The sequence below is a fragment of the Methylobacterium sp. Leaf361 genome, assembly GCF_001424445.1.
Lineage (GTDB): Bacteria > Pseudomonadota > Alphaproteobacteria > Rhizobiales > Beijerinckiaceae > Methylobacterium.
The window spans coordinates 121,896-135,335 of record NZ_LMPY01000003.1 but is presented as its reverse complement, the minus strand read 5'-3'; the positions used below and the strand labels follow the sequence as shown (position 1 = coordinate 135,335).

The following is a 13,440-nucleotide window of genomic DNA, read 5'->3' as shown; positions in this document are numbered from 1 at the left end:
CGGGATCGAACCGGCGACCGTGGTCGACGCCACGGCCCGCGGTTCAACGCCCCAGGCCGGAACCGGCTCCCGGCCGAGCCGGCATCGCCGCCAGCCCTCTTGGATCACCCCGGATCCGCAGCCGCCCTCAGAAGTCCCGCTGCACGCGCGCGCGCACCTGGATGACGTCGACGTGGCGGGCGGTCGAGACCGGGTTGGCGAGGTTGTTGACGTAGGCCGCGTTCTGGTTGGGATACCGGCCCAGGTCGAGGATGCGGCCGCTCTGCGGCCCGTAGCGCGTGTAGATCGCCTCGACGCCGATATCGAACTCCTTCACCGGCGACCAGATCAGGTTGCCGCCGACCACGAAGCGGTAGCTGTCCCGCAGGACCTGGCTCAGGTCGAAGAACCGCGTGCCGGGGGTGCCCGGCCCGGTCCCGGTCACGCCGAAATAGGCGCCCTGCGCCGCGCGGGCGCCGCGGGCGAAGCTCAGGGCGCCGTAGGAGCCGAAGAAGGCGGAGCGGACCGCGGGCGTCCAGTAGTGCAGCATCGCCGCCGTGAACGAGTAGCTCGTCGACAGCTCCAGGCGCTGGGTGAAGGGGTTGATCACGCCGTCGCTGAAGAACTGGGAGAAGGCCGCCCCCTGCACCGCGGTGGCCGACTGTGCCCAGGGGCCGTTATAGGCCGGCAGGCCGGTATACAGGGCGGAGCCCTCCCCGTAGGCGCCCTGCAGGTAGAGCGTGTCGCCGGTCGCTATCGCTGGCAGGTTGATCTTCACGCCCCCCTGAACGGCCCAGCCGAGGGCGGAGGCCGCGCCGCCCGGGGTGCGGTTATTGCCCACCGAGACGGGCGCCCCCAGGTTGGTGCCGTCGAACGAGACGCTGCTGAGCAGGCCGTGGTTGACCTCGTGCACGGCCCCCGAGAGCTGCGCGGAGCCCCAGGACTGGTCGGAGCGCAGGACGCCGACGATGTCGGGCATGCGGCTGCGCTGGACCGTGTCCACGAAGCCCACCCCGGTCGGGCGGCCGGCGGCGTCGTAGCCGACGAAGACCGGGGCGACGGGGTTCCCGGGCGAGAGGATCGCGCCGGGATTCGGGAACGCCGAGGCCGCGGCGTTCTGGGACGCGTAGACCGGCGTGCGGCGGAATACCGGGTCCTCCATCGACAGCGATGCGGACAGGCCCTTGCCCAGCGTCGCCGTGTAGGCAGCGAGGTTGGTCGAGGGATTGTCCGAGCCGATGGAGGCGACGATGAACTCGAAGTCGTGAGCGTAGAAATCGAAGAACGAGGAGGCGCGGCCGGCGGTGATGCCGGCGAACTGGATGAAAGCCTTGTCGACGTTGAACTGCTGCTGGGCCCGCCCGAACTGATCGACGCCCAGGGCCGGGAAGGCGCCACCGATCCGGTTCAGCGCGCCGGCATGCATGGTGGCGAAACCGGTCCGGCTCCCGGCGTCGAGGCGGAGGAAGGCGCGCAGGGTGCCGTAGGACGTCTGGGACCGGGCGTCGAGGTTGATCCGGAGGCGGCCCTGGTAGCCGCTGTAATCCCCTGGGGTGGCGGTCGCGCTCCCCGAACGGCTGTAGGAAGGCTGGTAGGCGTACTCGTAGCGCGCGCGGCCGGAGAGGCGCAGGCAGGTATCGGTGCCGGGGATGAAGAAGAAGGCCTGGCCGTAGGCCGAGCAGATCCGCACGTGCTCGATGAGCTGCGATTTTCGCCGATCGGGAAGTTCCGCCGCCTCCACCGGCAGACTCAGCAACCCCGCAACACCCGCCAGTACGCCCTTTGTCCCCCGCTTCGCACGATGTTTCCGGTACTCCGCACACAAAACATGCATCGAATCGGCCATTCCACCATCCGCAAGTCCCCCTTCATGTCGGACGGATCGCGGAGCCGGATAATCCCAGAGCGATTTTCTCGGGCCTGTGCTCGGCTCGACTTGTCAGGATCTGTGGCGCACCCGCGGCGTTCCGGTGCCGCGTTGAGGCCGAAATCGGCCGCTGCGCCAAGTCCCTGGCGGGTTCGGGGCCTTCGCCGAGACCGCACGATCGGGCCGCCCCGGCGCGGCTCCGGACGCCGCTCCGGCGCGGGACCGCGCCGGCGGATCGCGTTGTCGGCCGGAGCGTTTCCCGCGCCACCGATGCCGGAAAGCAACGGATCGGCCCCGGTCCCGCGGCCGCGCCGTCTCGGCCGGCGATACGCGCCGCCCGCCACGGCCGCGCCCCCGGATGCCTTGCATCCGCGCGCCCGGCGGGACACATCCCCTCACCCGGACGCGACACCCGCGCGCGACGGGACCCGACGGGAGAGATGATGACGGAGATCGGCCACGGCTTGCTCGCTCACAGGACCGGCGCGCCGGTGGCCGAGGCCCGGCCGCGACGCTTCAGCGTCCACGGGCAGGAGATCACCGACGACTACGCGTGGCTGAAGGCCGAGAACTGGCAGACGGTCCTGAAGGACCCGGCCGCGCTGCCGGAGGACATCGCCGCCTATTTGAGCGCCGAGAACGCCTTCGCCGAGGCGGCGCTCGCCGGGAGCGCGGAGCTCCGGCGGCAGCTCGTCGCCGAGATGCGCGGGCGGATCCAGGAGGACGAGAGCGGCGTCCCCGAGCCGGATGGGCCCTTCGCCTACTACACCCGCCACCGCGAGGGCGGACAGCACCCGCTGATCTGCCGGCGGCCGGCCACATCACCCGACGTGCCCGAGTCGGGCTTGGACCCGGACGAGACGATCCTCATCGACGGCGACCGCGAGGGTGAGGGCCTGCCGTTCTTCGAGATCGCCGCCGCGGTGCATTCCGACGACCACGCCCGGCTCGCCTGGAGCGCCGACACCAAGGGCTCGGAACTCTACACGATCCGGGTGCGCGACGTCGCCACCGGCCTCGATCTCGACGACCGGGTCGAGGCGACCTCCGGCGAGGCGGTCTGGGCCGCGGACGGCGCGAGCTTCTGGTACGTGGCGGTGGACGCCAACCACCGCCCCGCCAAGGTGATGCGCCACCGCGTCGGCACGGGGCAGAGCGAGGACGAGACCGTCTACACGGAGGCCGATGCCGGCTACTTCGTCCACATCGGCAAGACGCAGTCCGGCGCCTTCCTCGACGTGACGGTGAGCGACCACGAGACCTCCGAGGTCCGGCTGCTCGACCGGCACGCGGAGGACGCCCCGTTGCGCCTCGTCGAGCCGCGCACGCCGCTGCTGATCTACGGCGTCGAGCACCGCGGCGACCGCCTGTTCATCCGCACCAACGCGGACGGCGCCGAGGACTTCAAGATCGTCACCGCGCCGCTCGACGATCCGGGCCGCGCCAACTGGACCGACCTCGTGCCGCACCGGCCCGGCGTGATGATCCGCCACCTGCACCTGCTGGCCGGCCACTTGGTCCGGCTGGAGATCGAGAACGCCAAGCCGCGGATCGTGGTGCGCGACCTCGCCGACGGCACCGAGCACGTCGTCGCCTTCGCCGAGGAGGCCTACTCCCTCGGCCTGCGGGCCGGGCTCGCCTTCGACACGGCCACGATCCGCTTCGTCTACTCGTCGATGACGACCCCGTCGGAGACCTGGGACTACGACTGCGCGACCCGCACCCGGCTCCTGCGCAAGCGGCAGGCGGTGCCGAGCGGCCACGACCCGGCCGCCTACGTGACCCGGCGGCTCTTCGCCACCGCGCCGGACGGCGAGCAGGTGCCGATCTCGCTGCTGCACCGCCGGGACCTCGCCCTCGACGGCGGCGCGCCGCTGCTGCTCTACGGCTACGGCTCCTACGGCACGCTGATGCCGGCGGCGTTCCGCACGAACCTGCTGAGCCTCGTCGACCGCGGCTTCGTCTACGCGATCGCCCATATCCGCGGCGGCACCGAGAAGGGCTGGCGCTGGTACCTCGACGGCAAGCGCGAGAAGAAGCCCAACACCTTCACGGACTTCATCGCCTGCGCCCGCGCTCTGATCGACGCGCGCTACACGTCCGAGAAACGCATCGTCGCCCATGGCGGGTCGGCGGGCGGGATGCTGATGGGGGCTGTGGCCAACCTCGCGCCCGAGCTGTTCGCCGGCATCGTCGCCGACGTGCCCTTCGTCGACGTGCTCAACACCATGCTCGACGCGGAGCTGCCGCTGACGCCGCCGGAATGGCCCGAATGGGGCAACCCGGGCGAGAGCGAGGCCGCCTTCCGGACGATCCTGTCCTACTCGCCCTACGACAACGTCGCCGCCAAGGACTACCCGGCGATCCTGGCGCTCGGCGGGCTGACCGACCCGCGGGTGACCTACTGGGAGCCGGCCAAGTGGGTCGCGCGGCTGCGCGCCACCATGACGGGCGGCGGGCCGGTGCTCCTGCGGATCAACATGGAGGCCGGCCACGGCGGCGCCGCCGGCCGGTTCGACCGGCTGGAGGAGGTGGCGCTGATCTACGCCTTCGCGCTCATGGCGGTGGGGAAGGCGTAGAGCCGCCTCCCGTGCGGGCGCGACGCTCCACGGGGTGCTGCGCCTGAGGCCGTCACGCTGGCCAGCCCCACCCCCGCCCTCAGGACGCGGCCGGCCTCACGGCCGGGCCTCGGCCGGCGCCGGTGGCTGGGCAGCACCCTCCTCCGGGTTGCGCGGCCGCCTCGCCGCCTCCTCGGCGGCCATGTCGGCGGCAGTCCTGTCCGCAGCGGCCTTTTCGGCCGCGGCCTTGAGGGCCGCCGCGCGGGCCCGATCCATCTCGATCCGGGCGCGGCGGCGCTGCCGCTCCACCTGGTCGGCCTCGGTCAGCTCGATCGTCTCCAGCTCGCGCTGCAGCACGAAGGCCGCGAGGCCGTTCGACAGGGTGCCGACGTCGAGCACCCGCTCGGGCGCGCCGAGCGGCCCGGTCAGGCCGAACTGGACCGCGGGCGGCCCGGCATTCCAGCCGCGGGGCACCGGGCCGCCCGCGAGCGTGCCGCGGGCGTCGAGGCGCCCGGCGCGCAGGTCGTAGCCGACGGTGCCGACCCAGCGGGCCGGCCCGAGATCGAGGTCGAACGGCCCGGCCCGCAGCACGCCCCCCACGATCGTGGCGGCGGCCTGGGCGGATCCACGCGCCTGCGCGCCGCCCCGGGCGAGTTCCTCGGTGACGAGCGCCTGGAGCCGGCCCTCGCGGAGCGGGTCGTCCATCTCGGCCGCGCGGGCGAGAGCGCGGCCGAGCGCCGCGGGATCGGCCGCGGGCAGGCTCAGGTCCGTCAGGGTGAGCGCGCCGCTGCCCGAGAGGCTGTCGGCGAGGCCCGGCAGGGTCTCGGCCGTGGCGGCGAAGCGCAGGTCGGCGCTCAGGCGGCCGCCGAACGGGCCGCCGGCCAGGGTGGGGAGCGCCGCGCCGTCGAGGCTGCCCGAGCCCGAGACCGAGGCGCCGGCCCCGAGCCGGGCGATCGTCACCGAGCCCGCGAGGCGGCCGCCGGCGAGCTTGCCGGTCAGGTCGCGCAGGGTCAGGCCCGCGTCGGCGAGGCCGAGGGCAGCGGTCGCGTCGGTGGCGACGAGGCCGCGGCCGAGATCCAGGCTGGCCACGCGGGCGTCGAGGGACAGGGCCGGGTGGGCGGTCGGCGGGCCGAACGCGCCGTTCGCCCCCGGCGGGATCACCAGGGCGGCCGCGAGCTGCGGGATCGACAGCCGGTCGAGGGCGAGGCGGCCGTGCAGGGCACCGCCTGCCGACCGCAGCAGCGTCCCGTTCACCCCCGCGCCCGCGACCGTGCCGGCGAGCGCGGCGGCGGCCTCGCCCTGCTGCCGCGACAGCGTGACGGTGAGGTCGGCCGGCCACGCCCCCGGTGCCAGGGTCGCGGCGCCGGCCAGCGTCAGGAACGGCGCCAGATCGGCCGTCTCGGCGCGGAGCGTGCCGCCGGTGGGGACGAAGTCGGGACCGACCAGGATCGGGCGGCCCGTGGCGAGGCGCAGGCCCGCGACCGTGCCGCTCGCCGTCAGGGCAAGGGACTGGCCGTCCGGCCGCTCGGCGGTCAGCCGAAGCTCGGCAGGTTGCTGCAGGCCGACGAGGTCGGCGCGGCCGAACCACGGTCCGGCCCGCGGCGCCGTGAGGGTGGCGGTGCCGCCCTCGATCCGCGTGCCGCGGCTCGCGAGCGTCAGGTCGAGGGTGCCGCCGCCGGCGCTGCCCCGGGCCTGGGTCCGCAGGGCCGCGGCCGCGCCGCCCTCCCGGTCGAGGGTGACGGCGAGGTCGAGGGGCGCGTCCCGCAGGAAGGCGGGCAGCAGGCGGATCTCGCCCACCCAGACCCGCTCGAGCAGGCCGAGCAGCGGCGCCGCCGCCGGCGCCTTGAGGCGCCCGGAGACGCGGCCGGTCCCGTCCGCGCCGATCTGCCCGGACAGCCGGGCGCTGGCGCCGGCGAGGTCGGTGACGTCGAGGCTGTCGACCGTCAGGCCGGCGCCGTCCGACTGGATCCGCGCCGCGATCGTGCCCGTGCCGGAGCCCGCCGTGCCGAACCGGACGTCCTTCGCCTCGAGCGTCAGGGCGAGGTCGGTGTCGCGCAGGGTGCCGAGGGCCGTCCCGAGGGGCGGCAGGCCGGCGATGTCGAGGCCGGTGGCGCGAATCTGGGCCTCGAACCGGCCGCGCTCGGCGCCCTCGGCGGCGGTGTAGCGGGCGTTCCCGGTGATCCGCGCCGGCCCGAGGCCGAGGCGCATGTTGCGCAGGGACAGGCCGGTCCCGGCGGCCGACAGGTCGGCGGCGGCCTCGATCTTCCGCCCGTCGAGCAGCGCGACGAGTGGCCCCTCGGCGCCGAGGCGGCGCAGGTAGCGGCCGAGCGCCTCCGAGTCGGGGGCGGCGAGCGCCACCGGGCCGGAGAAGCGCAGCGGCGCTGTCTCGACCTGCCCGCTCGCCGTGACGGTGGACTCGGCCGGGCCGGTCACCGCGAAGCGGCGCAGCAGCAGGCCGCCGGCCCGCTCCAGGGTGCCGGTGAGGGCGAGGTTCGACCATTCCTCGCCGCCCAGCACGGCGCTGCCCACCGTGAGGTCGAGGTCGAGCATCGCCGGCAGGCTGCCCGTCGAGCGCGGCAGACCGCGGGCGATCAGGTTCTGCCCCTCCGCCGAGGCCAGGAAGGCGTCGAGGTCGAGGCGGCGGGCGTCCAGGGTCAGGCCGGCGCGCCACTGGCGCAGGTCGAGCCGTCCGGTGCCGCCGAGCCGCAGGGCCCGGCCGCCGGGGTCGATGGCGAGGTCGACGGCCTCGAAGCGCACCTGTGTGCCCCGGGCCTTGAAGGTGCCGGCCAGCGAGAACGGCAGGTAGGCGCCGGCCGCCTGGGTCGGCGGCCCGACGACGAGGCGGGCGGAGCCCTCGGCCTCGACCTGGGCGCCGCCGGATTCGGCGGGGACGAGGCCGAACCGCGCGTCCGCCTCGAAGCGCGGCGTCGCGTCGCCGCCGCCGGAGATCTTGGCGGCGAGGCGCCCGTCCGGTCCCGGCGTGCCGCTGACCGCCCGGAACGGGACGCCGCCGCTCGTCCCCTCGATCCGCCAGGGCCCGACCAGGGCCGGCGCCTGCAGGCGCAGGTCCTGGACGTAGAGCTGGTCGGTCCGCCCGGTGGCGGGGACCTGCGTGGTGACGAGGAACTGCTGGATGTGCAGGTTCTCGATGGCGAGGTCGCGGTCGCGCAGGGCCCCGCCGAAATCGGGTGGCAGCTTCAGCGCGTCCGGGCCGGCGACCGGGAGCTTGATCTCGGCCCGGCCGATCCGGGTCTCGGTGAAGCGGAACTCGCCCTTCAGGAGCGGCGCCAGGGCGATCTCGGCCTTGACGAACCGGGCATCCAGGCTCGGGCGGTCCGGATCGGCGCCGAGGTGGAGGCGGTCGACGCGCAGCCGCGGCGAGGGCAGCAGGCGGACCTCGATCCGGCCGTCGGTCCGGACCGGAACGCCCAGGGACCGGGCGAGCGCCCGCTCGACGAGCCCGCGATGGGCCTGCCAGTCGACGAAGGGCGGGACCGCGAGCGCCGCCACGAGAACCAGGATGACGGCGCACGCCAGCGCGGTCAGAAGATCACGCAATGGTCCCGTTCCGCACCATCTCTGCGCGAGGCCGCGACCTCACCGGGCCGCCGTGCCCCGCGTGCCCCCGCGAGTCAGTCGCCACGGCCATAGCACGATAAGCCGCCGGGGGCGCCAGCGGCGATGCCACGGTCCCGAGCGGCGGTCGGGGCACGCGCGAGGTTCCTCGGGCATCCCGGGCCCGCGGCCTCCGGATCGCGCGGCCGGCCGCGGAGCGCGACCAGCCCGAAGGACGCGGATCACCCCGGCGCGGACAGCCGCGCTTCATGGCTCCGCGCCCCCGCCGCGGCGCGAACGGCCTCGACGCCGTTCGCGATTTGGTCCAGGGAAGCGGGATGCAGAACCGCCCGCATCCGCAACCCGCCGGGGACGGCGCGCCCGCCACGTCCATCGCTGCCCGCGCCATGGGTGCCCTCCGGCGCGACGCGGCCGCCTACCTCGAGGGCCTCAACCCCGAGCAGCGCCGCGCCGTCGAGACCACGGAGGGCCCGGTCCTGGTGCTGGCCGGGGCCGGCACCGGCAAGACCCGGGTGCTGACCACCCGCATCGCCCACCTGATCGCCACCAACCGGGCCCGCCCCTTCGACATCCTGGCGGTGACCTTCACCAACAAGGCCGCCCGGGAGATGAAGCACCGGATCGGCGCGCTGATCGGGCCGGCCGGCGAGGGCATGCCGTGGCTGGGCACCTTCCACGCCATCGGCACCAAGATCCTGCGCCGCCACGCCGAGCTGGTCGGGCTGAAATCCGACTTCACCATCCTCGGCACCGACGACCAGCTCCGGCTGATGAAGCAGGTCATCGCCGACCAGAACGTCGACGAGAAGCGCTGGCCGGCCCGGGCCCTGTCCCACGCCATCGACGGCTGGAAGAACCGCGGCCTCGGCCCCGAGCAGGTGCCCCCGGGCGAGGCCTCGGCCTTCGCGTTCGGCAAGGGCGGCGCCCTCTACACCGCCTACCAGGCCCGGCTCGCGACGCTGAACGCCGTCGATTTCGGCGATCTCCTGCTGCTCTGCCTCAAGCTCTGGCGGGAGAACCCCGACGTCCTGGCCAATTACCAGGACCGGTTCCGCTACATCCTGGTCGACGAGTACCAGGACACCAACGTCGCCCAGTACCTGTGGCTGCGACTCTTGGCGCAGTCCCGGAAGAACATCGCCTGCGTCGGCGACGACGACCAGTCGATCTACGGCTGGCGCGGGGCCGAGGTCGACAACATCCTGCGCTTCGAGCACGACTTCCCGGGCGCTGTGGTGGTGCGCCTTGAGCGCAACTACCGCTCCACGGGCCACATCCTGGCCGCCGCCTCCGGGCTGATCGCCAGGAACGAGAGCCGCCTCGGCAAGACCCTGCGCACCGACGACGAGCCGGGCGAGCGCGTCACCGTGACGGGCGCGTGGGATTCGGAAGAGGAGGCGCGGATGCTCGCCGAGTCGATCGAGTCCCTCCAGTCGAAGCAGCATCCCCTGTCGGAGATCGCCGTGCTGGTGCGGATCTCGGCGCAGATGCGCGAGATCGAGGACCGGTTCGTCCAGCTCGGGCTGCCCTACCGGGTCATCGGCGGCCCGCGTTTCTACGAGCGCGCCGAGATCCGCGACGCGCTGGCCTACCTGCGCGCCACCGTGAACGTCAGCGACGACCTCGCCTTCGAGCGGATCGTGAACACGCCCAAGCGCGGCCTGGGCGACGCCACCCTGCAGCAGCTCCACACCTACGGCCGCGCCAACCGGCTGCCTCTGCGCATCGCCGCCGCGCGCCTGTGCGAGACCGACGAGCTGAAGCCCCGGGTCCGCTCGACCCTGCGGGCGCTGACCGAGAGTTTCTCGCGATGGGCGCGGCTCGCGGAGACGCAGCCGCACAGCGAGGTCGCGCAGACCATCCTTGAGGAGTCCGGCTACACTGAGATGTGGCAGAAGGACCGCTCCGCCGACGCCGCCGGCCGGCTGGAGAACCTGAAGGAATTCGTCCGCTCCATGGAGGAGTTCCCCGACCTCGCGGCCTTCCTGGAGCACGTCTCCCTGGTGATGGAGGCCTCGGAGGCGGAGGGCGCCGAGCGGGTCTCGCTGATGACGCTCCACGCCGCCAAGGGGCTCGAGTTCGACACCGTGTTCCTCCCCGGCTGGGAGGACGGCCTGTTCCCGAACCAGCGGGCGCTCGACGAGAGCGGCCGGGCGGGCCTGGAGGAGGAGCGGCGGCTCGCCCATGTCGGGCTGACCCGGGCGCGCAAGCGCGCGAAGCTGTCCTTCGCGGTCAACCGGCGCATCCACGGGCTCTGGTCCTCGACCATCCCGTCCCGGTTCATCGACGAGCTGCCCGAGACGGCGGTCGACGTGGTCGAGGCCCCGGCGCACTTCTCCGCCGGCGCCTCGCGGTTCGACCGCAACCCGACGCCGTTCGGATCGAGCTACGGCACGCCGGGCTGGCAGCGCGCGCAGGCCAACACCGCGCCGGGCGGCCGGTCCGGGTTTGGATCGGGGTCCGGAGGCGGCTTCCGCTCGGCGGGCCCGGGCGGCCGGTCCGGGGGCCAGTCCGGTGGCCCCCGCCAGATCGAGGGCGAGCTGATCGCCAAGTCGACGGGCGCGCCCTCGGCCTTCCAGGGCGGCCAGCGGGTCTTCCACACCAAGTTCGGCCCCGGAACGGTCGCGGCGGTCGACGGCAACAAGCTGACTGTTGACTTCGACAAGGCCGGCCGGAAGATGGTCCTCGACAGCTTCGTCCAGGCCGGATCGAGCTAGTCCCGCCGACCAAGCCCGGACGTGTCAGGGCGGCAGGGTCGGCCGGCTTCGCCCGCGCGGGCGGGGAGGATCGCGACCGTGCCGGATGCCGCGTTACCGCGACACCACCGTCCCGAACCTGATGTATCCGCGCCAGCCGCGCGGCTTTTTCGAAGCCCCTTCCACCGACCGTCACCCCTTAGTCACACCCGGCGCGCAATCGTCGGGCGCGAATCGCACTGGTGCGCCAGTTGCATCGCGTATTCGGCCGCGCACGGAACGTCGTGACGCTCTCCACAGGCGGACGAGCGCGGGGCGGAACCTTCGGCCTTGGGCCGGTATTAAGTTCCGCAAGCGAGTAGAACCGGGAGCAAGCAGGTAAACGGCAGTTCAGAGACAGACCCAGGTTGGCAAGTCCCGTTGGAGTGTACATCCATGAAGAGACGCCGCGCACGACTTGAACTGGTTGAAGACCGCACGTCCCGCATTCATCGCACACGCTTCGACGAAGAACGCAATCTCGCTCCCATCCAGCCGCTCACCGAACGCCAAGCCGAGTATCTCGACGCCCTCGCCCGCTCTCCGCAGGTCATCGTCCTGGGGCCCGCCGGCACCGGCAAGACCTTCATCGCCGGCACCCGCGCGGCGGACCAGCTCCGCCAGCGCCGCATCGCCAAGGTGGTCATCACCCGCCCGAACGTGCCCTCCGGCCGGTCGCTGGGCTACTTCCCCGGCACCCTGGAAGAGAAGATCGCCCCCTGGGTCGCCCCCCTCACCGAGGCCATGAAGGAACGCATGGGCGCCGCCGCCTTCGAGATCGCCCTGAAGACCGGCGACATCGAGATCGTCCCCTTCGAGGTGATGCGCGGCCGGACCTTCAAGAACTGCCTCGTGATCCTCGACGAGGCGCAGAACACCACGATCAACGAGATCAAGATGTTCCTGACCCGGATCGGCGACGATTGCCAGGTCATCATCAACGGCGACGTCTCGCAGACGGACCTCCGCGAGACCTCGGGCCTGCGCACCGTCATGCACATGGTCAAGAGCCGGATGATGCCGATCCCGGTGGTGGAGTTCACCCGCAACGACATCGTCCGCTCCGGCATCTGCGCCGAGTGGGTGAAGGCGTTCGAGGAAACGAATCTTTAAATCGGAAGTTGATGGCGGCGGGTCCTCGCAGACCCGCCGTGCCGTCCCCCGGCACGAGACGACTCTCCGCACCTCCCATTCGGGAGGATGAACCGGGCGCCGAGCCCGGCCTTCAGAGAACTGGAGTCTCCTCGTGAGGAAACTGACCTTCGCCTTCGCCGTGCTGGCCTCGCTCGGCGGCGCCGCCCTCGTCCAGCCGGCCTCGGCCGCGCCCGCGATGCCCGGCGCCCTGTCGGCGCCCGACGCGGTGACGCATGTCCGGATGACTCCCATGGAGCGGCGCATGATGCATCGCCGCATGGAGCGGCGCATGATGCACCGCCGCATGGAGCGCCGGATGATGCATCACCGCATGCACCGCCGCATGCACCGCATGTGATTGAACGGCGGAGTGGGGTCTTCCGGCCCCGCTCCGCTCGCCCGGCCGGAACCGGGCGTTGCTCCCCGTTCCGAAGATTCCTATCTCGTCGTCTCGAATCGCGCCGTCAGGCGGCCGCCGCGGCAGCCGGCCGATCCGGGAGACCCCGATGCCCCCCTCCAATCGACTGTTCGACGACCTCGCCCGCCTCATGACGGACGCCGCCGGCGCCGCCCAGGGCGTCCGCCGCGAGGCCGAGACCGTGGTCCGGGCGCAGCTCGAGCGCGTCGTCCGCGACCTCGACATCGCCTCCCGCGAAGAGCTCGACGTGCTCCGCGACCTCGTGACCCAGCTCCAGGCGCAGAACGAGGCCCTGACGGCCCGCGTGGCGGCCCTGGAGGCGCGATCCGGGAGCGCCGGAGCGGGCGCCGCGGGCCTGAGCGAGGTGGTCTGAGTCTCCGCGGCAACGCCGCGGGCTTTTACACAGGAAGCGGTGTCGACGATCCGGTTTCCTGTTCACTGAATGTGACCTGCACTTTGTGTCGCGAGTCACGGCCGGTCTATAGTCGGGCATAGGGTGATTCGGGGGCTGCGGGGCGATGTCCGCAGAGCTTCGACAGTCGATCGCGTCACCGCCGGCCTAGATCTGCCGGTCGTTCCAGTTCTCGGAGTGTTCTCGCGCTCCGGTTTCGCGTCACCGCCACGTCGGGCCGGATCTCGTCCGGGTCGTCCTTTTGGATCGTCATGCCGCTTCTCAACGTCGACTTCCACGACCCGGACCGGAACGAGCATCCGCTCGACGTCGTCGAGCGGCTGGCCTCCCTGCGCGACTGGATCTTCGACCGGGCCGAGACCGACGAGATGTCGGTCACGAGCCCCGGTCGCTGGACCGACTACAACGTCGCCTTCACGTGGATCGAGGACGTCGAGGCGCTCCACGTCGCCTGCGCCTTCGACCTCAAGGTGCCGGAGCGGCAGCGCACCGAGGTGATGCGCCTGATCGCGCTGATCAACGAGCAGCTCTGGGTCGGCCATTTCGACCTCTGGACGACCGACAGCGTGGTGATGTTCCGGCACGCGCTCCTGCTGACCGGCGGCGCCGTCCCGACCCACCCGCAATGCGCCACGATGATGAAGACGGCGGTCGACGCCTGCGAGCGCTACTTCCAGGCGTTCCAGTTCGTCCTCTGGGCCGGCAAGAGCGCCCGCGAGGCCCTCGACGCCGTCCTGTTCGAGACCGAAGGCGAGGCGTGA

General features: G+C 72.7%; 8 protein-coding genes. 6 read left to right on the top strand and 2 right to left on the bottom strand.

What is annotated here, in order from left to right; translation table 11 throughout:
* Positions 1-127: 127 nt before the first annotated feature.
* The gene (locus tag ASG32_RS04275; protein ID WP_056522968.1) at positions 128-1,735 is read right to left on the bottom strand and encodes a porin; all 1,608 of its coding nucleotides are present in this window, start codon (positions 1,733-1,735) and stop codon (positions 128-130) included.
* A gap of 554 nt (positions 1,736-2,289) precedes the next feature.
* Here ASG32_RS04275 and ASG32_RS04270 point away from each other — a divergent pair.
* Positions 2,290-4,425, top strand: a complete 2,136-nt coding sequence (locus ASG32_RS04270) for a S9 family peptidase (protein WP_056523201.1) — start codon at positions 2,290-2,292, stop codon at positions 4,423-4,425.
* 96 nt (positions 4,426-4,521) lie between these two features.
* On the opposite strand, the gene ASG32_RS04265 is transcribed toward ASG32_RS04270, so the two are convergent.
* Entirely contained in the window at positions 4,522-7,962 is a 3,441-nt protein-coding gene (locus tag ASG32_RS04265; protein ID WP_056522966.1) for an AsmA-like C-terminal region-containing protein, read from the bottom strand.
* 335 nt (positions 7,963-8,297) lie between these two features.
* Between ASG32_RS04265 and ASG32_RS04260 the strand changes: the two genes are divergently transcribed.
* The 5 genes from ASG32_RS04260 (at position 8,298) to ASG32_RS04240 (ending at position 13,440) form a co-directional block, all read left to right on the top strand.
* Entirely contained in the window at positions 8,298-10,697 is a 2,400-nt protein-coding gene (locus ASG32_RS04260) for a UvrD-helicase domain-containing protein (RefSeq protein WP_056523199.1), read from the top strand.
* 414 nt (positions 10,698-11,111) lie between these two features.
* Positions 11,112-11,828: a PhoH family protein gene (locus ASG32_RS04255; protein ID WP_012321860.1), complete on the top strand. Its 717-nt coding sequence runs from the start codon at positions 11,112-11,114 to the stop codon at positions 11,826-11,828.
* A gap of 133 nt (positions 11,829-11,961) precedes the next feature.
* Positions 11,962-12,207: a hypothetical protein gene (locus ASG32_RS04250; protein WP_056522964.1), complete on the top strand. Its 246-nt coding sequence runs from the start codon at positions 11,962-11,964 to the stop codon at positions 12,205-12,207.
* A 148-nt stretch (positions 12,208-12,355) separates the two neighbouring features.
* A complete protein-coding gene (locus ASG32_RS04245; RefSeq protein ID WP_020090941.1) occupies positions 12,356-12,640 on the top strand; it encodes an accessory factor UbiK family protein in 285 nt (94 codons plus the stop codon).
* A gap of 290 nt (positions 12,641-12,930) precedes the next feature.
* Positions 12,931-13,440 (top strand): YbjN domain-containing protein, encoded by a 510-nt coding sequence (locus ASG32_RS04240; RefSeq protein WP_020090942.1) that lies wholly within the window; start codon positions 12,931-12,933, stop codon positions 13,438-13,440.